We start from the raw sequence: 21,643 nt of genomic DNA on the forward strand, positions 1-21,643 counted from the left end.
CATGACACTCAATTTCCCGTTGTTGCTGGTCATCGCCGTGGCTGTATGCGGCGCCCTGGCCCTGGTCGACCTGGTGCTGTTCGCGCCGCGTCGGCGGGCCGCGATCTCTTCCTACGAAGGGCAGGTGAACGAGCCCGATCCGGCAGTGCTGGAGAAGCTCAACAAGGAACCGCTGCTGGTGGAGTACGGCAAGTCGTTCTTCCCGGTACTGTTCATCGTGCTGGTGCTGCGTTCCTTCCTGGTCGAGCCGTTCCAGATTCCCTCGGGGTCGATGAAACCTACCCTCGAGGTCGGCGATTTCATCCTGGTCAACAAGTTCGCCTACGGTATCCGCCTGCCGGTGCTGGACACCAAGGTGATCCCGATCGGTGATCCGCAGCGCGGCGATGTCATGGTGTTCCGCTATCCCAGCGAACCGAACATCAACTACATCAAGCGCGTGGTCGGCCTGCCCGGCGACACCGTGCGCTACACCAAGGAAAAGCGCCTGTACGTCAACGGCGAGCTGGTGGCGGAGAAACTGGTCGGCGAGGAACCGGGCACCCTGGGCAGCGTGACCCTGTACCAGGAGAAGCTGGGCCAGGCCGAGCACCTGATCCGCAAGGAAATGAGCCGCTATCGCATCGAGCCCGACCGCCAGTGGACCATTCCCGCCGGCCACTACTTCATGATGGGCGACAACCGCGACAACTCCAACGACAGCCGCTACTGGAACGATCCGAAGATCCCCAAGGATCTGCTGGGCATGGTTCCGGACCGCAATATCGTCGGCAAGGCCTTCGCTGTATGGATGAGCTGGCCCGATCCGAAGATGAGCAACCTGCCGAACTTCTCCCGGGTCGGCGTGATTCACTGACCTGTGCGCAGGTTCGCCACGCGGAAGGGCGCTCCTGCTGAATAATCGCGAAGCGGGGCTGCTCCCGAGGGCAGCCCCGCTTTCACTTCCGCGAACGCCGCCGCAGGGCCCTGCCCGATGGCGTTACCGCTCGCTGGACGGAATAACTACACTGACATGAGGTCCGACATGAGGTTCGCGCGTTCGCAGAAGGGGATGTCCCTGCTGGGGTGGCTGGTGGTGCTGGGCGTGGTGGCGTTCTTCGCCAGCGCCGCGTTCAAGATCATCCCGCACTACATGGATTACTACTCGCTGGAGAAGGTGATCACTTCCGTGGAGACCGACAAGGCGGCCGAGGTGCGTTCCGTGCCTGAGTTCTACAGCTACGTCGGCAAGGGGATGCAGATCAACGGCATCCGCAACCTGGACCTGGAGAAGGCCCTGGAGGTGCAACTGGAAGACAACCAATTCCGGGCGCACCTGAAATATGAAAAACGCGAGCCACTGATCAGCAACATCGACCTGGTGGTCCACTTCGACAAAGAATTCCGTGTACGCATGCCGTGAGTAATTCGCTGGACCGACTCGAGCGCAAGCTCGGCTATACCTTCAAAGACCGGGACCTGATGGTCCTGGCCCTGACCCATCGCAGCTACGCCGGGCGCAACAACGAGCGCCTGGAGTTCCTCGGTGACGCCATTCTCAACTTCGTCATCGGCGAGGCGCTGTTCCACCACTTCCCGCAGGCTCGCGAAGGCCAGCTTTCGCGCCTGCGCGCGCGATTGGTCAAGGGCGAGACCCTGGCCCTGCTGGCGCGCGGCTTCGAGGTGGGCGACTACCTGCGGCTGGGCTCGGGCGAGCTGAAGAGCGGCGGGTTCCGCCGCGAGTCGATCCTTGCCGATGCGATGGAAGCCCTGATCGGCGCCATCTACCTGGATACCGGCATGGACTCCGCGCGCGAGCGGATCATCGCCTGGCTCGGACCGCAACTGCGCGAGCTGACCCCGGTGGACACCAACAAGGACCCCAAGACCCGCCTGCAGGAGTTCCTGCAGTCGCGTGGCTGCGACCTGCCGCGCTACGAGGTGGTGGATATCCAGGGCGAACCCCATTGCCGGACCTTCTTCGTCGATTGCGAAGTGGCCCTGCTGAGCGACAAGACCCACGGGCACGGCGGCAGCCGCCGCATCGCCGAGCAGGTGGCCGCGGCCGCCGCGCTGGTGGCCCTGGGCGTGGAGAATGGCCATGACTGACATGCACGACGACATCCCCGCCGGCAGCCGTTGCGGCTACGTGGCGATCGTGGGCCGCCCCAACGTGGGCAAGTCCACCCTGCTCAACCACATCCTCGGGCAGAAGCTGGCGATCACCTCGCGCAAGCCGCAGACCACCCGCCACAACATGCTCGGGATCAAGACCGAGGGCGAGGTGCAGGCCGTCTACGTCGATACGCCCGGCCTGCACAAGAGCGGCGAGAAGGCCCTCAACCGCTACATGAACCGTACCGCCAGCGCGGCATTGAAGGATGTCGACGTGGTGATCTTCGTGGTCGACCGCACCCGCTGGACCGAAGAGGACCAGATGGTCCTGGAGCGCGTGCAGTACGTCAGTTGCCCGGTGCTGATCGCGGTGAACAAGACCGACCGCATCGAGGAAAAGGCCGACCTGCTGCCGCACCTCGAATGGCTCACCCAGCAGTTGCCGAAGGCCGAGGTAGTACCGATCTCGGCGCAGCACGGGACCAACCTGGACGTGCTGGAGAAGCTGGTCGCCGAGCGTCTGCCGGAAAGCGAGCACTTCTTCCCCGAAGACCAGATCACCGACCGCAGCAGCCGCTTCCTGGCCGCCGAGCTGGTCCGCGAGAAGATCATGCGCCAGCTCGGCGCCGAGCTGCCCTACCAGATCACCGTGGAGATCGAGGAGTTCAAGCAGGAAGGTCGCATCCTGCATATCCATGCGCTGATCCTGGTGGAGCGCGAGGGGCAGAAGAAGATCATCATCGGCGACAAGGGCGAGCGGATCAAAAGCATCGGCCAGAACGCGCGCAAAGACATGGAAGTGCTGTTCGACTCCAAGGTCATGCTCAACCTCTGGGTCAAGGTCAAGGGCGGCTGGTCCGACGACGAGCGCGCCCTGCGCTCGCTGGGCTACGGCGACCTCTGACCGTTCCCGGCAGCCCGGCGCCAGCCGGGCGCCATCCCTCTCGCGCCCGGTCGACCCGCCATGTCCTTCGCCGCCGCCCAAGCCACCTACGTGCTGCATAGCCGGCCGTACAAGGAAACCAGCGCCCTGGTGGACTTCTTCACCCCGCTGGGTCGCCTGCGCGCGGTCCTGCGCGGCGCCCGCGGCAAGGCTGGCGCCCTGGCGCGGCCATTCGTGCCGCTGGAAGCGGAGTGGCGCGGGCGCGGCGAACTGAAGACCGTGGCCCGCCTGGAAAGCGCCGGTGTTCCCAACCTGCTCAATGGCCAGGCGCTGTTCAGCGGTCTCTACCTCAACGAGCTGTTGATCCGCCTGTTGCCGGCGGAAGACCCGCAGCCGGAAATCTTCGCCCACTACGCCGCGACCCTGCCGCTGCTGGCGGCGGGGCGCCCCATCGAACCGCTGCTGCGCGCGTTCGAATGGCGCCTGCTGGAGCAACTGGGCTATGGTTTCGCTCTCGATGTCGACATCGATGGGCGCCCGATCGAGCCGCAGGCGTTGTACCAGCTTTTGCCAGAGGCCGGCCTGGAGCCGGTGGCGCAACTGCAACCCGGGCTGTTCCAGGGCTCCGAACTGTTATCCATGGCCGACGCCGACTGGAGCGCCCCCGGCGCCCTGGCGGCGGCCAAGCGCCTGATGCGCCAGGCGCTCGCTCCCCATCTGGGCGGCCGGCCGCTGGTCAGCCGCGAGCTGTTCATGAACCGTAAGGAGTCACCCCGTGACTGAAGCCACTCGAATTCTGCTCGGCGTGAACATCGATCACGTCGCCACCCTGCGCCAGGCCCGGGGCACCCGCTATCCGGACCCGGTGAAGGCCGCCCTGGACGCCGAGGAAGCCGGCGCCGACGGTATCACCGTGCACCTGCGCGAGGACCGCCGGCATATCCAGGAACGCGACGTGCGAGTGCTCAAGGAAGTACTGCAGACGCGGATGAACTTCGAGATGGGGGTCACCGAGGAAATGCTCGCCTTCGCCGAGGAGATCCGGCCGGCGCATAGCTGCCTGGTCCCCGAGCGCCGCGAGGAACTGACCACCGAGGGCGGCCTCGACGTCGCCGGCCAGGAACAGCGCATCCGCGACGCGGTGCGACGCCTGGCTGCGGTGGGCAGCGAAGTGTCGCTGTTCATCGATCCCGATCCGCGGCAGATCGAGGCCTCCGCCCGGGTCGGCGCGCCGGCTATCGAACTGCATACCGGTCGCTACGCCGACGCCGAAGACCCCGAGGAGCAGGCCCGTGAGCTGCAGCGGGTACGCGAGGGCGTGGCCCTCGGGCGTTCCCTCGGCCTGATCGTCAACGCCGGGCATGGCCTGCACTACCACAATGTCGAGCCGGTCGCGGCCATCGACGGCATCAACGAGCTGAACATCGGCCACGCCATCGTCGCCCACGCCCTGTTCGTCGGCTTCAGGCAGGCGGTGGCCGAGATGAAAGCGCTGATGCTGGCCGCGGCGACCAAGCGCTGAGGCAATCGCGCCCCGCTTGCCGTCGACCTGCGGGGCGGATGAAAGCAAAAAAAAACCCATCCGAGGATGGGCTTTACCCTATCCGCTGTCAGGGCTTGCGCGCCACCAGCGTGGCGCGCATCGGTGCCGGCAGGCCTTCGACGGTTCGCGAACGGTCCTGCGGATCGAGGAATTCCGGCAGCGACTGGAAACGCATCCATTCGGTGGAGCGTTGTTCCTCGACGCTGGTCAGGCTGACGTCGACGCAGCGCGCGTCGGCGAACCCGGCGCGGCGCAGCCAGAGCTCCAGGGCTGCCACCGAGGGCAGGAACCAGACGTTGCGCATCTGCGCGTAGCGGTCCTCGGGCACCAGCACGGTGCTGGCGTCGCCTTCCACCACCAGGGTCTCCAGGACCAGTTCGCCGCCGCGCTTCAGGCAGTCCTTGAGCGCCAGCAGGTGGTCGATGGGCGAGCGACGGTGATAGAGCACGCCCATGGAGAATACCGTGTCGAAGCCTTCGAGCTTCTCCGGCAGGTCTTCCAGGGCCAGCGGCAGGTGCCAGGCCGGCAGCTCCGGCAGGTAGCGCTTGGCGGCGAGGAACTGGCAGAGGAACAGCCAGTTCGGATCGACCCCGACCACGCTTTCCGCGCCGGCGCCGAGCATGCGCCACTGGTAGTAGCCGTTGCCGCAGCCGACGTCGAGGACGCGTTTGCCACGCAGTTCGACATGTGGCGAGACACGCTCCCATTTCCAGTCGGAACGCCATTCGGTATCGACCTGTACGCCGAAGAAGTCGAACGGCCCCTTGCGCCAGGGAATCAGCCCTTGCAGCGCTTCCTTCACCTGCGCTTGCAGCGCCGCATCGTGGTCGCTGTGCAGGGCGAAGCGCTGGGCCAGTTCGACCTTCGGCGCGGGCACCTGGGGCAGGCGCTGGACCGCGCTCCACCAACGGGCCAGGTCGCCGTGGCCTTCCTCGATGCGCGCGGCGATCTGCGCGGGCAGGCTGGTCGCCCAGCCGTACAGCGGAGAGCCGGCGAGGTGTCGCTGGAGGGCGTCGAGGGCGAGGTGCTGGATCATGGCAGGGCGATCATCGAGGCGAAGTTGAGACACTGGAACCATTGGCTGACCCGGCTGAAGCCGGCGGCCAGGAGCCGTTCACGGTGTTCCTCGAAGGTGTCGGGGAGCATGACGTTTTCCAGCGCGCTGCGCTTCTGCGCGATCTCCAGCTCGCTGTAGCCGTTGGCACGCTTGAAGGCGATGTGCAGGTCGGTGAGCAGCGCGTGCTCCTGCGCATCGGCGAAGCGCAGTTTCTCCGAGAGGATCAGCGCGCCGCCGGGCAGCAGTGCCTGGCGGATCCTGCGCAGCAGGCCGAGGCGCTGGTCGGGGGCGACGAACTGCAGGGTGAAGTTCATCGCCACCAGCGAGGTGGGTTGCAGGTCCAGGGCGAGAATGTCGGCCTCGATCAGCTCGACCGGCAGCAGCTCCTGGTACATGGCGTCCTGGGCATGCAGGTATTCACTGCAGCGCTCGATCATCGCGTGCGAGTTGTCCACCCCGATCACCCGGCAGCCGTCGTTGCGGACGTGGCGGCGCAGCGACTGGGTGACCGCGCCGAGCGAGCAGCCGAGGTCGTAGAGCACGCTGTTCGGCTGGGCGAACTGCGCGCCGAGTACGCCGATGTTCTCGACGATGGTGGGGTAGCCCGGCACGGAGCGCTTGATCATGTCGGGGAACACGCGCACCACGTCTTCGTTGAACACGAAGTCGGCGACACGTTGCTGGGGTTGGGCGAACAGGCGATCGGACTCGCTCACGCGGGTGACCTCGGGCATCACGGCTTTTCAGGGGGCCGAATTGTAGCCGAGGGATGAGCGTCGCCCAACTGCGCGGCGACGATTCACCCATGCGCGCAGGCGAATCACCTGAGCTTGTCGGAGAAGTACTCTCCCGCGCCCTGCAGCGGACCCAGCGGGTTCTTCTTGTCTTCCAGGCGATGGATGTTCGGTTCGCCGTTGCTGACCTTGTGCACCAGCACGTCGTTGACGAAGACGAACACCGCCTTGAACGACCAACCCTGCAACTCCCGTTTCTTGCGGAAGTTGAACACGTCCGCCCAGAAGCTGCCGACCCGCTGGGTGTCGGTCTTGCTGAAATCGAAGGCGTAGCCGATGCAACGGTCCTTCGCTTCCAGGCATTGCACCAGGCCGCCCGGCAGGTAATCGATGGGGATGTTCGGCTGGATGAACATGAGCCGCACGTCGATGAACGACAGCATGCGGCCGTTGCCCTGGGTCAATGGATCGAAACCCAGCCCGAACAGCTGCGAACGGGTCGTGCTGCCGGGTTGCGCCTGGGAATAGCGCAGTTCGGCATCGAGGTAGTCGACGAAGGGGGATTGGACTTCCGCTCGTTCGCTGGGCAGCAGGCTGCCGCAGGAGGAAACGAAGACAGTGGATGCCCAGAGCAGTGAGTAACGAAGAGCGGTGCCCATGACGCGCCTCCTTTCGGTGCCGTCGTAGATTGAGTAATAGACGACGCCAAAAAGGCCTGCCGGAATTTATTCAATCGGCTGAAAGCAGCGTGGTTGCTGGTCTGGCGGCGGATTTCCGGCGGCCCGGAAAGTCATTCGAAAGAAAGCCTATAGCGCTCGCCGAGGACCTTCAGGGTGCCTTCGCGACGCAGTTGGCGTAGCCCTTCGTCGAGTTCCGCGAGACGCGCGTCGACCTCCGGCAGGTGCGGGCTGAGGCCGACGTGCAGCGGCTGCCGCCCGGGTAGTTCGCCGGCGCGGCGGATCTGTCCGGCGAGCTGCGGATGATGCTCCAGGTAGTGCTCGATGATGTCGCGGTCTTCCAATAGCACGTCGATGCGGCCGAGCAGCAGTTTCTGCAGGTTGCGCGGCAGCACGCGCTCGCCGCCGAGGACCTGCAGGTGCAGGTCGTCGTCGCCGGCCTGGCTGCGCCAGGCTTCGAAGCGCGGATTGTTCACGTAGCCCTGGGCGAGGCCCAGGCGCTGGCCGAGCAGGGATGCATCGCCGGAGTAGTGCCAGTCGCTGTCGTGGCGGGTATAGAAGGCCAGCCCGACCCAGCCGATGGGCTCGCTGCCGACCCGCAGGCCGTCGAGTCCATAGGCGCCGACCAGGCCGTCGCGATGGCCGTCGCGGACCATCTGCACGGCGCGCGGCCAGGGCAGGCTGTCGAAGTGCGGTGGCTCCCGAAGGACCTGGCTGAGCGCCTCGACCAGGTAGCCGGGCCGCTGCGGCGTGCCAGGGCACAGGTAGGGGCAGCCGTCGTCGCCTGCGAAGCGCAACGGTTCGGCCAGCGAGAGCAGAGGAGCGGCGCAGGACAGGGCGAGCAGGACGAAGGAGGCGCGGAGCATGGAGTCCTCAGGGCGACGGGGCCTGTCAGGATAGGCCAGGTCGCCACGGCGCAGGACGTCGGTCTTCGTACAGAATGTGTCCGCCGCGGGCAGCGGTTTCAGCGCACCTGGATCGCGCAGGAAAAGCTTTCCGCCGGTTCCGCGTCCTTTTCCCAGGGCCGCCGGTAGACCAGTTCCAGGCGGTCGTCGCCGCTGGCGGCGACGCGGAAGCGCCAGGTCGATTCGCCGCCGCTGCCAACCAGGCCGCTGTCTTCTTCGGAATTGCTGTAGACCTCCGGGCCAAGGCGCTTGAGCACGCTGGCAGCAGGGTTGCGCAGTTCCCAGCGGAAGCCGGTGGTGGGATTGCTCGGCAGGGTCAGCACCAGTTCCTGGCCTTGCGTCAGCTTCAGCGGCGAACAGTCGTCGGCGTCGTCCAGGGTGACCACCGGCTTCTGTTGCCCGGCGCAGCCGGCCAGGACCACGATGGACAATGGCAGCAGCAGACGGGAGGGGGAAAAGGACATGCAGCGCTCCTCGGCTCGAATGGAAAGGGCGCCAGCATAAACCCTGCTGGCGCCCGAGTGCCAAGGTTGGCGCGGCGGACGGCCGAACCGGTCGGCCATCCGCCGCCGGCTCAGGCCGGGAACAGCACCTTGGCCACGTCGCCGTAGCGCTTGGCGAAATGCACGGTCAGCCCTTCCCTGAGATAGTCGGGCAACTCTTCGAAGTGGCCGCGGTTGGCTTCCGGCAGGATCAGCTCGAAGATCTTCTGCCGGCGCGCGGCGATCACCTTCTCGCGGACCCCGCCGATGGGCAGGACCTGGCCGGTCAGGGTCAGTTCGCCGGTCATCGCCACGCCTTTCTTCGGCACCTGGTTGCGCGCCAGGGAGAGCAGGGCGCTGGCCATGGTGACGCCGGCGCTGGGACCGTCCTTGGGCGTGGCACCTTCCGGCACGTGCAGGTGGACGAACGCCTGGTCGAAGAAGGTCGGGTCGCCGCCATACTTCTTCAGGTGCGAGCCGATGTAGCTATAGGCGATCTCGGCGGATTCCTTCATCACGTCGCCGAGCTGGCCGGTGAGCTTGAAGCCACGGTTCAGCGTGTGGATGCGGGTCGCCTCGATCGGCAGGGTGGCGCCGCCCATGCTGGTCCAGGCCAGCCCGGTGATCACGCCGATCCCGGAAAGCACCTGCTCGCTGCGGAACACCGGCATGCCGAGGTAGTCCTCGAGGTCCCTGGGACCGATCTTCACCTTCGACTCGGGATCCTCCAGCAGCTTGACCACCGACTTGCGCACCAGCTTGCCGAGCTGTTTCTCCAACTGGCGCACCCCGGCTTCCCGCGCATAGCCCTCGATCACCGCACGCAGCGCGGCATCGCTGATGCTCAGGCGGCCCTTGGGCACACCGGCCTTTTCCAACTGCTTGGGCCACAGGTGACGCTTGGCGATGGCCAGTTTTTCCTCGGAGATGTAGCCGGACAGGCGGATCACTTCCATCCGGTCGAGGAGCGGTCCGGGGATCGAGTCGAGGGTGTTGGCGGTGCAGACGAACAGCACCTTGGACAGGTCCAGGCGCAGGTCCAGGTAGTGGTCGAGGAATTCGACGTTCTGCTCCGGGTCGAGGGTTTCCAGCAGCGCCGAGGCCGGGTCGCCCTGGTAGCTGGCGCCGAGCTTGTCGATCTCGTCGAGCATGATCACCGGGTTCATCACCTCGACTTCCTTCAACGCCTGCACCAGCTTGCCGGGCAGGGCGCCGATGTAGGTGCGGCGGTGGCCCTTGATCTCCGCCTCGTCGCGCATGCCGCCGACGCTGAAACGGTAGAACGGCCGGCCGAGGCTCTCGGCGATGGATTTGCCGATGCTGGTCTTGCCCACTCCCGGCGGGCCGACCAGGAGCACGATGGAGCCGGCGATCTCGCCCTTGAAACTACCCACGGCGAGGAACTCGAGGATGCGATCCTTGATGTCGTCGAGGCCCGCGTGATGCTTGTCGAGGACCTTGCGCGCATGCTTGAGGTCGAGCTTGTCCTTGCCGTACACGCCCCAGGGCAGGGCTGTGGCCCAGTCCAGGTAGTTGCGGGTGACGGCGTACTCGGGCGAGCCGCTCTCGAGGATCGACAGCTTGTTCAGCTCTTCGTCGATACGCTTGCGCGCCTGCTCGGGCAGCACCTTGCCTTCCAGGCGGGCGCGGAATTCGTCGGCGTCGGCGCTCTTGTCGTCCTTGGTGATGCCCAGCTCCTGCTGGATGATCTTCAACTGTTCCTTGAGGAAGAATTCGCGCTGGTGTTCGCCGATCTTGCGGTTGACCTCGGCGGACAGTTCCTTCTGCAGGCGCGCGACTTCCACCTCCTTGCGCAGCAGCGGCAAGACCTTCTCCATCCGCTTGAGGATCGGCACGGTGTCCAGCACTTCCTGCAGTTCGCCGCCGGGCGCGGTGGTCAGGGCCGCGGCGAAGTCGGTGAGTGGCGACGGGTCGTTGGGACTGAAGCGGTTCAGGTAGTTCTTCAGTTCCTCGCTGTACAGCGGATTGAGCGGCAGCAGCTCCTTGATCGCGTTGATCAGGGCCATGCCGTAGGCCTTCACTTCGTCACTGGGATCGATCGGGGTCTTCGGATAGTCCACCTCCACCATGAACGGCGGACGATGGCGCTTGATCCAGCCCCGGATACGCACCCGCGACAGGCCCTGGGCGACGAACTGCAGCTTGCCGCCCTCGCGCGAGGCATGGTGCACTCGGACCAGCGTGCCGTGCTCGGGCAGGCTGTTGACGTCGAAGTGGCGCGGGTCTTCCGGAGGATTGTCCATGAAGAACAGGGCCAGCGAATGGTGGTCGGTCTTGGCCACCAGTTCGAGGGTTTCCGCCCAGGGTTCTTCGTTGACGATCACCGGCAGCACCTGCGCCGGGAAGAACGGGCGGTTGTGGATCGGGATCACGTAGAGGGTGGTCGGCAGGGTCTGGCCGGGCAGCACCAGGCCGGTGCCGGCGGGCTGCGCGTCGCTGATGTGTTCGGGATTAACGTCCTGGTCGCTCATGAGGCACCTGACTGACTGAAACATGAGAGTCTAGATGGGGCCCCGGGGGCGGGTTTCAATCCCTGTCCGTTCAAGGATGTTGCCGAAGGTTTCCACGCAGCACGCGGTACGCAGGTACCACTTGCGGCAAGGTGCTGGGCAGCGTCGGGCAAGTCGAGTAGAGTGCGCAAAAATTGAGCAGTTGCCGTTCATGTTCGACACCCGCCTCATCCGTCTGCCCGACCAGTCGCACACCCACGCCCACGAGCATCACCAACTGGTGATGTCGCTGGCCGGGCGCGCCGAATTCGAGGTCAACGGCTGTGGCGGGGAAGTCTGCCGGATGCGCGCCTGCCTGGTGCCGGGCGAGGCGGGCCACGTGTTCGCCGGGGTGGGCGACAACCGCATGCTGATCATCGACCTGGGCGAGGACAACCCGACCCCGGAAGACCCCGACCTGCTCGCGCGCCTGTTCGAGGCGCCGCGCTACCCGACCCTGGACGCCGACTTCCAGAACCTGCTCAGCTACGCCGGCGCCGAACTGGCCCGCTACGGCAGCGACCCGCTGCTGACCCGTGCCCTCGGCGGAGTGCTGATCCGCGCCCTGCACCTGCGCCTGTTCGGCGAGCAGCAGCCCCTGGCGGCCAGCGGGCCGCTCGACCTGGAGCGCCTGGACGCGCATATCGTGCGGAACCTGGCGCGGCGCATCACGGTCGCCGAACTGGCCCAGGTCGCCTGTCTCAGCCCGAGCCATTTCCACGCGCAGTTCAAGGACAGCGTCGGCCTGACCCCGCACCAGTACCTGCTCAAGGTCCGCCTCGACTGCGCCGCGCGGTTGCTGCGGGAAAGCCGCCTGCCTCTGGTGCGGATCGCCGAGGAATGCGGCTTCTCCAGCCAGAGCGCGCTGACCACGGCGATGCGCCGCTACCTGGGGCTGACGCCGAAGTCGCTGCGCAAGGGCTGAGCGCCATCCGCCACCTTCGGCGGATAACCGCAGGCGGTTATTCGCCCTACCGGCAGGAGTCCATATACGGATAACGGCGCGGACGTCATCCGCCGAGCGAATTCGTCCCGCACGGCCTGTCTCAGAACGCCACCTTCACCCCCGCCTCGATGCCGCGTCCCGTCGCCGGCACCCGGTCGCGCAGGATCGAACTGGCGTAGCGCACGGTCTGGTTGGTCAGGTTGGTGCCCTTGACGAAGGCCAGCCAGCGGCTCTCGCCGAGGTCGAAGTTGTAGCCGAGGCTGGCGCCGAGGGTGGTGTAGCCGTCGGTGGAGAGTTCTTCCTCCGGCACGCGGTGCTGCGAGGCGGCGTGTTCGACGTCGACCCGCGCCTGCCACTGCTGCAACTCCCAGATCAGCGCGGTGTTCAGGCGCAGCGGGGCGATGCGTGGCAGCGGTTCGCCGGTGTCCTTGTTCTTGGCGCGGGTGTAGTCCCCGGAGAGTTCCAGGTCGAAGTTGCCGTACGGGCTTTCCAGCAGGTGGATGCGGTCCTGCGCCTCGACGCCGTAGAAGTCCGCGCGAACGCCGCTGTAGAGGTATTCCGGCAGCGCCTCGTCATCGCCGGCGGCGACCACTTCGCCTTCCTCGTTGCGATGGCGACCGCTGGCGAGCAGGCCGATGTAGTTGGAGAAGCGGCTGTAGAACACCCCGACGCTGCCCTTGTGCACGCCGTTGTCGAAGCGCAGGGCGAGGTCGGTGGAGACCGCCTTTTCCTTGTCCGCGTCGGCATCGCCTACCTCGTAGGTGCCGGTGGCGGCGTGCGGACCGTTGGCGTACAGCTCGTAGAAGGTCGGGGCGCGCTCGGTGTAGCTGAGGGTGGCGGCCAGCGACCAGATCGGCGTCAGCTTGTACACCGCGCCGGTGGACAGGCTGCCGGTGGTGAAGCTCTGCGAACCGTCGTTCTCGGCGAAGCGCTCGTTGCCCTTGGCGTCGGGGTCCACGCGGGTGTGCTCCAGGCGGGCGCCGAAGCTGAGGTCGAGGCGGTCGCTGAGCTTCCATTCCTCCAGGGCGAACAGCGCGGCGCTGTCGGTTTCCGTGTGCGGCACGAAGGCTTCCTCGCCGAGGGCGGAGAAGCGGCTGTTGGCGAACTGCGCGCCGACCACCCCGTTCAGCGGGCCGAGCGGGCGGTGGCGGGCCTCGATGCGGCCTTCGTAGCCTTCGTTCTTGAAGGTGGTGCCGGTCTCGCCGTCCTCGATTTCCTTGTGCTCGTACTTGGTATAGGCGGCGTCCAGCTTCAGCGAGGTGAACGGGCCTTCGAGGTCGCGGATCTCGGAGGCGAAGGCGTAGCGGTCCTGCTGCATCTTCAGGCGCACGTCGTCCTCGGCCGGCGAGCCATAGTTGCTGTCGTAGCCGCTGTAGGAGAGGCCGGCGTAACCGTGCTCCCAGTGATAGGAGCCACCGACGGCGCCGCCGTCCTGGCGGCCGTCGCTGTTCTGCACCCGATGCTTGCCGGTGTCGCCGTCGATCTGCCGCTGGCGGCTGGAATGGGCGTAGCCGGGAATCCTGACGTCGTTGAACTCGCGGCTGGCGGCGTCCACGTGCAGGGCGAAGTTGCCGTCGCCGGCCTCCAGTGCGCCGGAGCGGCTACGGGTGGTGTCGGCGCCGCCGTAGCGCAGTTCGCCGCTGCCGTGGATGCCGTCGACGGGTTCGCTGGGGATGCGGTTGTCGAAGCTGTTCACCACCCCGCCGATGGCATTGCCGCCGTAGAGCAGGGCGGCCGGGCCGCGTACCACTTCCAGGCGCTCGACGCTGTTGGGGTCTTCCGGCACCGCGTGGTCGTAGGACAGCGACGAGGCGTCGAGCGCACCGACGCCGTTGCGCAGCAGGCGGATGCGATCACCGTCCATGCCGCGGATCACCGGTCGGCTGGCGCCCGGTCCGAAGTAGGTGGAGGACACCCCGGGCAGGCCGTTGAGGGTTTCGCCGAGGCTGCCTTTCTGTCGCAGGGTCAGCTCGTCGCCTTCGAGCACGCTGCTGGGCGTGGCGGGAGATTCGTTGCCCAGCGGGTTGGCGGTGATCACCTGGGAGGGCAATTCGCTGGGGCGGCCGTCGGCGCCGAGCGTTTCCCCCGAAACGATCAGGCAGGCCAGCGCCAGTGGCGTGAGAGGCCAGAGCGGACGGGAAGGGAAAAGGCCGGAAGAGGACATTGCGGGCTCCATGGTCATGGGTCGGACTTTTTTCAGGCCAAAGCGAACCCAGGCCCTTCCCGGAGGAAGGGCGACGGGGTCGGATCGGCGTATTTATTGGGATGTTATATTATTTCTTTTTGTGTCGGTAGACCCGCGTAGCCACTCTGCATGGCGTCGTGCCGACGTGCAGCGGCAATGTCCGCATGCCTGCCGGCGAAGAGGAACGGGAAAGTTCCGCAGCCAGGAGTTTTCCGCAAAAACTCCAGAGTCTTTCGCAAGAATCGCCCCTCTCGCAGCCACTACATTCCGCTATCCGCTGGTGCCTCGCGCCGGCGGAATGGGCCTGACCCATACTGATCCGTATTCCCGCGCCACAGGATGTGCCGCGCCGCCGGCACAACCCGCCGGCGGCGGTGCCCCGGGCAATGGACGCCTGGCCGGACTTCTTTCAATAACAATGGCTCCACAAGAGGAGGGCGTGATGTTCAAAGCCAGTCACGTCTTGCAGGGCGAGGACCAGACCCGGTCCGCAGCCGAATTCTTCCCTGTCATCAGCGCCAACTACGCGGTCGACGAGGAAGCCTACCTGGGCGAACTGCTGCAGCTCGCCGACCCCGGTCCCGACGGCATCGAGGCTATCCGCCGCAACGCCCGCGCACTGATCGAAACCGTGCGCAGCCGGGACAACGCCGTCGATACCCTCGACGCACTCCTGCGCCAATACAGCCTGGACACCCAGGAAGGCCTGATGCTGATGTGTCTGGCCGAGGCGCTGTTGCGTGTGCCTGACGCGGCGACCGCCGACGCGCTGATCCGCGACAAGCTGTCCGCCGCCGACTGGCAGCGCCATCTCGGCCAGAGCGACAACGTTCTGGTCAATTTCGCCGCCTGGGGCCTGGTGATGACCGGCAAGGTGGTGAACATCGACGAACGCACCGACGGCCGCGCCCCGAGCGTCATCAGCCGGCTGGTGCAGCGCTCTGGCGAACCGGTGATCCGCGCCGCGATGAACCAGGCGATGAAGCTGATGGGCAAGCAGTTCGTGCTTGGCCGGACCATCTCCGAAGCGCTGAAGAACGGTCGTCCATGCCGCGAGCAGGGCTACACCTATTCCTTCGACATGCTCGGCGAGGCCGCGCTGACCGCCGCCGACGCCGAGAAATACATGGCCGACTACCGCCAGGCCATCGACACCGTCGGCGCCGAGCCGCAGGTCGGTCCGGGGCCGCGGCCGTCGATCTCGATCAAGCTCTCGGCGCTGCATCCGCGCTACGAAGTGGCGCAACGCGAGCGGGTGCTCAGCGAGCTGTTCGCCAATGTCCTGGAACTGGCGGTGCGCGCGCGCAAGCTGAACGTCGGCATCACCATCGACGCCGAGGAAGCCGATCGCCTGGAGCTGTCCCTCGAACTCTACGAGAAGCTGATGCGCGACCCGGCCATCGCCGGCTGGGGCGAGTTCGGCCTGGTCATCCAGGCCTACTCCAAGCGCTGCCTGCCGGTGCTGGTATGGCTGACCCTGCTCGGCCGCGAGCTTGGCGCACGCATCCCGCTGCGCCTGGTGAAGGGTGCCTACTGGGACAGCGAGATCAAGCAGTGCCAGGTGCAGGGCGCCGATGGCTACCCCGTCTACACCCGCAAGGAAGGCACCGACACTTCCTACCTGGCCTGCGCCCGCTACCTGCTCAGCGAGCACACCCGCGGGGTGATCTACCCGCAGTTCGCCAGCCACAACGCCCACACCGTGACCGCCATCCTCGCCCTGGCCGACGAAGCCAGGGCCGCCGGCGGCGAGGAGCGCGACTTCGAGTTCCAGCGCCTGCACGGCATGGGCGACGCGCTGTACGACACGGTGATCGAGAAGTACCGCCGCAACGTGCGCATCTACGCCCCGGTCGGCGCGCACAAGGACCTGCTGCCGTACCTGGTCCGCCGCCTGCTGGAGAACGGCGCCAACTCTTCCTTCGTGCACAAGCTGGTGGACCCGCGCGTGCCGGTGGAGACGCTGATCCAGCACCCGGTTACCCAACTGCGCCAGTTCAAGACGCTGGCCAACGACCGTATCCCTCTGCCCCAGGCGATCTTCGGCGCCGGGCGGAAAAACTCCCAGGGCATCAACATGAACATCCAGAACCAGTGGAACGAGCTGGAGCTCGCCTACAAGCCGCACCTGACCCGCCAGTGGCAAGCCGCGCCGATCGTCAACGGCGAGAAGCTCTCCGGCCCGGCCCACGAAGTGCGTTGCCCGTACGACCTGGAGAGGCTGGTCGGCAGCGTCCAGTACGCGTCCGCCGAGCAGGCCGGCAAGGCCCTCGACGTGTTGCAGGCGGCCTGGCCGCGCTGGAGCGCCACCCCGGTGGACGAGCGTGCCGGCATCCTCGAGCGTCTCGCCGACCTGCTGGAAGCCCAGCGCGGCGAGCTGATGGCGCTGTGCACCCTGGAAGCCGGCAAGTCGTTGCAGGACGGTATCGACGAGATCCGCGAGGCGGTCGACTTCTGCCGCTACTACGCCCAGCAGGCCCGCCAGCGCCTGGTCCGCGAGGAACTGCGCGGCCCGACCGGCGAGCGCAACGAGCTGTTCTACGAAGGCCGCGGCATCTTCGCCTGCGTCAGCCCGTGGAACTTCCCGCTGGCGATCTTCCTCGGCCAGATCAGCGCCGCGCTGGTGGCCGGCAACACTGTGCTGGCCAAGCCGGCCGAGCAGACCAGCCTGATCGCCGCGCGCACCGTCGAACTGATGTTCGAAGCAGGCCTGCCGAAGGACGTTATCGCCCTGCTGCCGGGCGACGGCGCCACCCTCGGCGGCGTGTTCTGCCGTGACGCGCGGGTCGCCGGGGTGGCCTTCACCGGCTCCACCGACACCGCCCGCATCATCAACCGCCAACTGGCCGAGAAGCCCGGCGCCATCGCCACCCTGATCGCCGAGACCGGCGGGCAGAACGCGATGATCGTCGATTCCACCGCTTTGCCGGAACAGGTGATCAAGGATGCGGTACAATCCGCGTTCACCAGCGCCGGCCAGCGCTGCTCCGCGCTGCGCGTGATGTACGTGCAGCAGGACATCGCCGAGCGGGTGATCGAGTTGCTCAAGGGCGCCATGGCCGAGCTGAAGGTCGGCCCGACCGACGTGCGCGTCAGCGACGTCGGCCCGGTGATCGACGCCGAGGCCAAGGCCGGCCTGGAGCAGCACATCGCCGCGCTGAAGGCCGCCGGCAAGCTGATCGCCGAGACCAAGGTGCCGGGCAACCTGAACGGTCACTTCGTCGCTCCCGTCGCGTTCGAGATCAGCGGCATCGACGAGCTGAAGAAAGAGAACTTCGGCCCGGTGCTGCACGTGGTGCGTTATGCCGCGCAGGACCTGGAAAAGGTCGTGCAGGCGATCAACGCCACCGGTTTCGGCCTGACCATGGGGGTCCATAGCCGCAACGAGGAAACCGCCCGTCGCATCGAAGAGCTGGCGCGGGTCGGCAACCTCTACATCAACCGCAACCAGATCGGCGCGGTGGTGGGCGTGCAACCGTTCGGCGGCCACGGCCTGTCCGGCACCGGTCCCAAGGCCGGCGGGCCGAACTACCTGCTGCGTTTCGTCAGCGAGCGCACCACGTCGGTGAACACCACCGCGGTGGGCGGCAACGCGTCGCTGCTGTCGCTGGCCGACGCCGAGTGATACTCCGTTCCCGGGCGCCTTGGCGCCCGGGTCGGTTTCCGGGGTTCGCCGCAGCGAACGCCGAGGGAAATGACCGCCGTTCCGGTGCGTGCCCGGAACGGACCATAAAGGACGATTTTCCCTGCCCGACAGGGGAGGGATCGTGAGGCGTGGGCCTGTTCGGACTCGTTTGAGGCCACCCACGTTTCCGGCTTGCTCCGGCAAGCGCTCACGGAGTGACGCCACAAGCGCCATTCTGCCAACCAAGGGCCCGCTACCCGTTGCTTGCACACGCAAGGGCCCGGATAAAAACAAGCAATAGGGGAGTCCCTATGAGTGTCAATACGCCCACGCTGATCACCTTCGTGATCTACATCGCGGCCATGGTCCTGATCGGCCTGGCGGCATATCGCTCCACCAACAACTTCTCCGACTACATCCTCGGTGGCCGCAGCCTCGGCAGCTTCGTCACGGCGCTGTCCGCCGGCGCCTCCGACATGAGCGGCTGGCTGCTGATGGGCCTGCCCGGCGCGGTGTACCTGTCGGGCCTGTCCGAAAGCTGGATCGCCATCGGCCTGATCGTCGGCGCCTACCTCAACTGGCTGTTCGTCGCCGGCCGCCTGCGGGTGCAGACCGAGCACAACGGCAACGCGCTGACCCTGCCCGACTACTTCACCAACCGCTTCGAGGACAACAGCCGCCTGCTGCGGATCTTCTCGGCCCTGGTGATCCTGGTGTTCTTCACCATCTACTGCGCTTCCGGCATCGTCGCCGGTGCGCGCCTGTTCGAGAGCACCTTCGGCCTCTCCTACGAGACCGCGCTGTGGGCCGGCGCCGCGGCGACCATCGCCTACACCTTCATCGGTGGCTTCCTCGCGGTGAGCTGGACCGACACCGTGCAGGCCTCGCTGATGATCTTCGCGCTGATCCTCACCCCGGTGATCGTGATGCTCGCCACCGGCGGCGTCGAGCCGACCTTCACCGCCATCGAGCTGAAGGACGCGACCAGCTTCGACATGCTCAAGGGCGCCTCCTTCATCGGCGTGATCTCGCTGATGGCCTGGGGCCTGGGCTACTTCGGCCAGCCGCACATCCTGGCGCGCTTCATGGCCGCCGACTCGGTGAAATCGATCCCTGCCGCGCGCCGCATCTCCATGACCTGGATGATCCTCTGCCTCGGTGGCGCCGTGGCCGTGGGCTTCTTCGGCATCGCCTACTTCCAGGCGCATCCGGAGCAGGCCGGCGCGGTCAGCGAGAACCCCGAGCGGGTATTCATCGAGCTGGCCAAGATCCTGTTCAACCCGTGGATCGCCGGCGTGTTGCTGTCCGCCATCCTCGCCGCGGTCATGAGCACCCTGAGCTGCCAGCTGCTGGTCTGCTCCTCGGCGCTCACCGAGGACTTCTACAAGGCCTTCCTGCGCAAGGGCGCCAGCCAGCTGGAACTGGTCTGGGTCGGTCGCGCCATGGTGCTGCTGGTGGCGGTGATCGCCATCTGGCTGGCCTCCAACCCGGAAAACCGCGTGCTCGGCCTGGTGTCCTATGCCTGGGCCGGCTTCGGCGCCGCCTTCGGCCCGCTGGTGCTGTTCTCCCTGCTGTGGAAGCGGATGACCCGCAACGGCGCGCTGGCCGGCATGATCGTCGGCGCGGCGACGGTGATCCTGTGGAAGAACCTGTTGGGCTGGACCGGCCTGTACGAGATCATCCCCGGCTTCCTCTTCGCCAGCGTCGCCATCGTCGTCTTCAGCCTGCTCGGCAAGGCGCCTTCGACGAGCATGCTCAAGCGCTTCGACGATGCGGAGCAGGAGTACCGCGAGGCGCACCAGGGTTCCGCCGCTCCGGTAACCCAGCGCTGATCGAGCCTGCGGGCGGGTAAAGCGCCCGCGCATGGAGACGGCCCGCCCCGCAAGGTGCGGGCCGTCGTTTTGTCCGGCGGCTGCTGCGCCTCTCCGCGCAGGACGGATAACGGCAGCCGCGTTGTCCCTGTCCCGCCGCGCCGCTCAGGCGTCCCGCTCCAGCCGGCAAGCGTGCCCCGACTGTCGTGCCTCCAGCCTCAGCCATTCGAAGAATGCCTTCACCGGCGGATGACGTTCCCGTCCGGGCACGCATAGCGCGCTGTAGCCGGCGCCGTCGACACTGATATCCGCTCTGTAGGGTTGCAGCAGGCCGCTGGCGACGCTTTCCGAAACCAGGATCGAACTGGCCAGCACCAGTCCCTGGCCGGCGATGGCCGCCTGCAGGGCATAGTGCTCCTCGTCGTACTGGCGGATCACCGGCTGGCCCTCCATCCAGTCTTCGCCGGCCTGCGCGCACCAGGCCTCCCAGCCGTGGGCGTAGAGCCTGGAGTTGTGCCAGCGCACGCTGATCAGGGTCGGCTGCCGTTCTCCGGCCAGGGCGACCTGGGCCGGCGAGCCGTAGACCGCGAAGCATTCGTCGAACAGGCAGAGACCGTAGAAGTTCGGGTAGTCGTCGAGGCTGTAGCGGATCACCAGGTCGATGCTGGCGTCCTGGTGCAGGTCGAGGACTTCGCAGTTGGTGTCCAGGCGCAGGTTGATCTGCGGGTGCGCGGCGTAGAAGCGGCCGAGACGCGGCACCAGCCAGAGGGCGGCGAAGGCCGGGGTGGTGGAGACCGTCAGGTTGCCGCCGCTGCGCTGCGGACGCAGGGTGTCGACGCTCTGCGAAATTTCCAGTAGGGCCCCGTGCAGGCTGCGGAACAGCCGTTCGCCGCAGTCGGTCAGGCGCACTTTCCGTGGCAGACGCTGGAACAGCGGTACGCCGAGCCAGGCTTCCAGCGAACGGATCTGGTGGGAAACCGCGGTTGGCGTTACCGCAAGCTCCTCGGCGGCGGCCTTGAAGCTCGACTGGCGGGCCGCCGATTCGAAGGTGCGCAACGCGGTCAGCGGCAGGGAAGCGAACATGGGAATCTCCATGGGTGAACTGAATTCACCCTGAACAACTATTGCTCATTTGTCGGGAACCCCCGCTGCCAATAATTTCTGGCTCCAGGAGAAGGGCCTTGAGGCCATTCGAGTCTAGCCGAATCCAAGGAGATACAGATGAGTAGAATTCTTGCAGTGCATGCCAGCCCGCGAGGCGATCGCTCGCAATCCCGGCGTCTCGCCGAGGTTTTCCTGGCGGCCTATCGCGAAGCCCATCCGCAGGCCCGCGTGGCTCGCCGCGAAGTCGGCCGGGTACCGCTTCCGGCGGTCACCGAGGCCTTCGTCGCCGCCGCCTTCCATCCCCAGCCGGAACAGCGTTCGCTGGCGATGCAGGCCGACCTGGCGCTGAGCGACCAACTGGTCGGCGAACTGTTCGACAGCGACCTGCTGGTGATCTCCACGCCGATGTACAACTTCAGCGTGCCCAGCGGCCTGAAGGCCTGGATCGACCAGATCGTGCGCCTCGGGGCGACCTTCGATTTCGTCCTCGACAATGGCATCGCCCAGTACCGGCCGCTGCTGCGTGGCAAACGTGCGCTGATCGTCACCAGTCGCGGTGGCCATGGCTTCGGCCCGGGCGGCGAGAACCAGGCGATGAACCACGCCGATCCCTGGTTGCGCACCGCGCTGGGTTTCATCGGCATCGACGAGGTCACGGTGGTCGCGGCGGAAGGCGAGGAATCCGGCGGCAGGTCCTTCGAGGACTCCTGCGCCGAGGCGGAACAGCGCCTGCTGGCGCTGGCGCGGTCGGCCTGAGGAGCCGCCATGGCCTGGTTCCATCTGCTGGTGGCGGCGGCCTTCGAGGTCGCCTTCGCCATGGGCATGAAGTTCTCCAACGGCTTCGGCAGGCTCTGGCCGTCGTTGCTGACGGTGGTCGCGGCGATCGGCGGGATCTATTTCCTGACCCTGGCGCTGCGCGAGTTGCCGGTCAGCGTCGCCTATCCGATCTGGACCGCGATCGGCTCGCTGGGCACGGTGTTCCTCGGCGTCCTGCTGCTTGGCGAGAGCCTGACGGCGGTGAAGCTGGTTTCTGTCGGGTTGATCGTCGCCGGGGTGGCCGGGCTCAAGTAAGCGATGCGGCATTTGG

19 protein-coding genes are annotated in these 21,643 nt (G+C 66.6%); 11 read left to right on the forward strand and 8 right to left on the reverse strand.

Annotated features, from left to right (window positions below):
- Position 1: 1 nt before the first annotated feature.
- The 6 genes from lepB to pdxJ all read left to right on the forward strand — a co-directional run bounded on the left by lepB (position 2) and on the right by pdxJ (position 4,499).
- Positions 2-856, forward strand: a complete 855-nt coding sequence (gene lepB / locus ACTJJX_RS18855) for a signal peptidase I (RefSeq protein WP_003101969.1) — start codon at positions 2-4, stop codon at positions 854-856.
- 168 nt (positions 857-1,024) lie between these two features.
- A complete protein-coding gene (locus ACTJJX_RS18860) occupies positions 1,025-1,402 on the forward strand; it encodes a DUF4845 domain-containing protein (RefSeq protein ID WP_003085562.1) in 378 nt (125 codons plus the stop codon).
- The gene (gene rnc / locus ACTJJX_RS18865) at positions 1,399-2,088 is read left to right on the forward strand and encodes a ribonuclease III (RefSeq protein ID WP_003085565.1); all 690 of its coding nucleotides are present in this window, start codon (positions 1,399-1,401) and stop codon (positions 2,086-2,088) included. Before ACTJJX_RS18860 ends, rnc begins: the two co-directional genes overlap by 4 nt.
- The gene (gene era / locus ACTJJX_RS18870) at positions 2,081-2,998 is read left to right on the forward strand and encodes a GTPase Era (protein WP_003085566.1); all 918 of its coding nucleotides are present in this window, start codon (positions 2,081-2,083) and stop codon (positions 2,996-2,998) included. Before rnc ends, era begins: the two co-directional genes overlap by 8 nt.
- Before the next feature lie 60 nt (positions 2,999-3,058).
- Positions 3,059-3,760 carry a DNA repair protein RecO gene (gene recO / locus ACTJJX_RS18875; protein WP_003101972.1) on the forward strand — a complete coding sequence of 234 codons (702 nt, stop codon included), beginning with the start codon at positions 3,059-3,061 and terminating at the stop codon, positions 3,758-3,760.
- Complete coding sequence (gene pdxJ / locus ACTJJX_RS18880; RefSeq protein WP_003101974.1) at positions 3,753-4,499, forward strand: pyridoxine 5'-phosphate synthase; 747 nt, start codon at positions 3,753-3,755, stop codon at positions 4,497-4,499. Before recO ends, pdxJ begins: the two co-directional genes overlap by 8 nt.
- Before the next feature lie 88 nt (positions 4,500-4,587).
- Here pdxJ and cmoB read toward each other — a convergent pair whose 3' ends face one another.
- From cmoB to lon, 6 genes are all read right to left on the reverse strand, one after another.
- The gene (gene cmoB, locus ACTJJX_RS18885) at positions 4,588-5,556 is read right to left on the reverse strand and encodes a tRNA 5-methoxyuridine(34)/uridine 5-oxyacetic acid(34) synthase CmoB (protein ID WP_003085573.1); all 969 of its coding nucleotides are present in this window, start codon (positions 5,554-5,556) and stop codon (positions 4,588-4,590) included.
- A complete protein-coding gene (gene cmoA / locus ACTJJX_RS18890; RefSeq protein WP_003123029.1) occupies positions 5,553-6,293 on the reverse strand; it encodes a carboxy-S-adenosyl-L-methionine synthase CmoA in 741 nt (246 codons plus the stop codon). The genes cmoB and cmoA overlap by 4 nt, the downstream gene beginning before the upstream one ends.
- Before the next feature lie 104 nt (positions 6,294-6,397).
- Positions 6,398-6,970, reverse strand: coding sequence for a hypothetical protein (locus ACTJJX_RS18895; protein WP_003085577.1), 573 nt, complete (start codon positions 6,968-6,970; stop codon positions 6,398-6,400).
- A gap of 131 nt (positions 6,971-7,101) precedes the next feature.
- On the reverse strand, positions 7,102-7,854 hold the full coding sequence (locus tag ACTJJX_RS18900; protein WP_003114186.1) for a substrate-binding periplasmic protein: 753 nt from the start codon (positions 7,852-7,854) through the stop codon (positions 7,102-7,104).
- 98 nt (positions 7,855-7,952) lie between these two features.
- Positions 7,953-8,357: a protease inhibitor I42 family protein gene (locus ACTJJX_RS18905; protein ID WP_003085581.1), complete on the reverse strand. Its 405-nt coding sequence runs from the start codon at positions 8,355-8,357 to the stop codon at positions 7,953-7,955.
- 110 nt (positions 8,358-8,467) lie between these two features.
- Positions 8,468-10,867, reverse strand: coding sequence for an endopeptidase La (lon, locus tag ACTJJX_RS18910; RefSeq protein WP_003101982.1), 2,400 nt, complete (start codon positions 10,865-10,867; stop codon positions 8,468-8,470).
- 190 nt (positions 10,868-11,057) lie between these two features.
- Between lon and ACTJJX_RS18915 the strand changes: the two genes are divergently transcribed.
- Positions 11,058-11,810, forward strand: a complete 753-nt coding sequence (locus ACTJJX_RS18915) for an AraC family transcriptional regulator (RefSeq protein ID WP_003085585.1) — start codon at positions 11,058-11,060, stop codon at positions 11,808-11,810.
- A 121-nt stretch (positions 11,811-11,931) separates the two neighbouring features.
- On the opposite strand, the gene ACTJJX_RS18920 is transcribed toward ACTJJX_RS18915, so the two are convergent.
- A complete protein-coding gene (locus tag ACTJJX_RS18920; RefSeq protein WP_016851961.1) occupies positions 11,932-13,995 on the reverse strand; it encodes a TonB-dependent receptor in 2,064 nt (687 codons plus the stop codon).
- Positions 13,996-14,458: 463 nt separating this feature from the next.
- Between ACTJJX_RS18920 and putA the strand changes: the two genes are divergently transcribed.
- Positions 14,459-17,641: a bifunctional proline dehydrogenase/L-glutamate gamma-semialdehyde dehydrogenase PutA gene (gene putA / locus ACTJJX_RS18925; RefSeq protein WP_003085590.1), complete on the forward strand. Its 3,183-nt coding sequence runs from the start codon at positions 14,459-14,461 to the stop codon at positions 17,639-17,641.
- Between the two features lie 311 nt (positions 17,642-17,952).
- The gene (putP, locus tag ACTJJX_RS18930; protein WP_003103073.1) at positions 17,953-19,473 is read left to right on the forward strand and encodes a sodium/proline symporter PutP; all 1,521 of its coding nucleotides are present in this window, start codon (positions 17,953-17,955) and stop codon (positions 19,471-19,473) included.
- Between the two features lie 144 nt (positions 19,474-19,617).
- Here the strand turns inward: putP and ACTJJX_RS18935 are convergent, their stop codons facing one another.
- Entirely contained in the window at positions 19,618-20,547 is a 930-nt protein-coding gene (locus tag ACTJJX_RS18935; protein ID WP_004348238.1) for a LysR substrate-binding domain-containing protein, read from the reverse strand.
- 126 nt (positions 20,548-20,673) lie between these two features.
- Here ACTJJX_RS18935 and azoR1 point away from each other — a divergent pair, with 126 nt between their 5' ends.
- Together azoR1 and ACTJJX_RS18945 are read left to right on the forward strand one after the other, a co-directional pair.
- Entirely contained in the window at positions 20,674-21,312 is a 639-nt protein-coding gene (azoR1, locus tag ACTJJX_RS18940) for an FMN-dependent NADH-azoreductase AzoR1 (protein ID WP_016851960.1), read from the forward strand.
- Positions 21,313-21,321: 9 nt separating this feature from the next.
- Positions 21,322-21,627, forward strand: coding sequence for a DMT family transporter (locus ACTJJX_RS18945; protein ID WP_003103070.1), 306 nt, complete (start codon positions 21,322-21,324; stop codon positions 21,625-21,627).
- The last annotated feature ends 16 nt before the right edge of the window (positions 21,628-21,643 follow it).

The sequence above is a fragment of the Pseudomonas sp. 22490 genome (assembly GCF_052044465.1).
GTDB lineage: Bacteria > Pseudomonadota > Gammaproteobacteria > Pseudomonadales > Pseudomonadaceae > Pseudomonas > Pseudomonas aeruginosa.

What these genes read in the sequence shown, in the direction of transcription:
- lepB (WP_003101969.1), top strand. Translation starts at nt 2, where the DNA reads ATGACACTCAATTTCCCGTTGTTGCTGGTCATCGCCGTGGCTGTATGC.
- ACTJJX_RS18860 (WP_003085562.1), top strand. Translation starts at nt 1,025, where the DNA reads ATGAGGTTCGCGCGTTCGCAGAAGGGGATGTCCCTGCTGGGGTGGCTG.
- era (WP_003085566.1), top strand. Translation starts at nt 2,081, where the DNA reads ATGACTGACATGCACGACGACATCCCCGCCGGCAGCCGTTGCGGCTAC.
- recO (WP_003101972.1), top strand. Translation starts at nt 3,059, where the DNA reads ATGTCCTTCGCCGCCGCCCAAGCCACCTACGTGCTGCATAGCCGGCCG.
- cmoB (WP_003085573.1), bottom strand. Translation starts at nt 5,556, where the DNA reads ATGATCCAGCACCTCGCCCTCGACGCCCTCCAGCGACACCTCGCCGGC.
- ACTJJX_RS18895 (WP_003085577.1), bottom strand. Translation starts at nt 6,970, where the DNA reads ATGGGCACCGCTCTTCGTTACTCACTGCTCTGGGCATCCACTGTCTTC.
- ACTJJX_RS18900 (WP_003114186.1), bottom strand. Translation starts at nt 7,854, where the DNA reads ATGCTCCGCGCCTCCTTCGTCCTGCTCGCCCTGTCCTGCGCCGCTCCT.
- ACTJJX_RS18905 (WP_003085581.1), bottom strand. Translation starts at nt 8,357, where the DNA reads ATGTCCTTTTCCCCCTCCCGTCTGCTGCTGCCATTGTCCATCGTGGTC.
- lon (WP_003101982.1), bottom strand. Translation starts at nt 10,867, where the DNA reads ATGAGCGACCAGGACGTTAATCCCGAACACATCAGCGACGCGCAGCCC.
- ACTJJX_RS18915 (WP_003085585.1), top strand. Translation starts at nt 11,058, where the DNA reads ATGTTCGACACCCGCCTCATCCGTCTGCCCGACCAGTCGCACACCCAC.
- ACTJJX_RS18920 (WP_016851961.1), bottom strand. Translation starts at nt 13,995, where the DNA reads ATGTCCTCTTCCGGCCTTTTCCCTTCCCGTCCGCTCTGGCCTCTCACG.
- putA (WP_003085590.1), top strand. Translation starts at nt 14,459, where the DNA reads ATGTTCAAAGCCAGTCACGTCTTGCAGGGCGAGGACCAGACCCGGTCC.
- putP (WP_003103073.1), top strand. Translation starts at nt 17,953, where the DNA reads ATGAGTGTCAATACGCCCACGCTGATCACCTTCGTGATCTACATCGCG.
- ACTJJX_RS18935 (WP_004348238.1), bottom strand. Translation starts at nt 20,547, where the DNA reads ATGGAGATTCCCATGTTCGCTTCCCTGCCGCTGACCGCGTTGCGCACC.
- azoR1 (WP_016851960.1), top strand. Translation starts at nt 20,674, where the DNA reads ATGAGTAGAATTCTTGCAGTGCATGCCAGCCCGCGAGGCGATCGCTCG.
- ACTJJX_RS18945 (WP_003103070.1), top strand. Translation starts at nt 21,322, where the DNA reads ATGGCCTGGTTCCATCTGCTGGTGGCGGCGGCCTTCGAGGTCGCCTTC.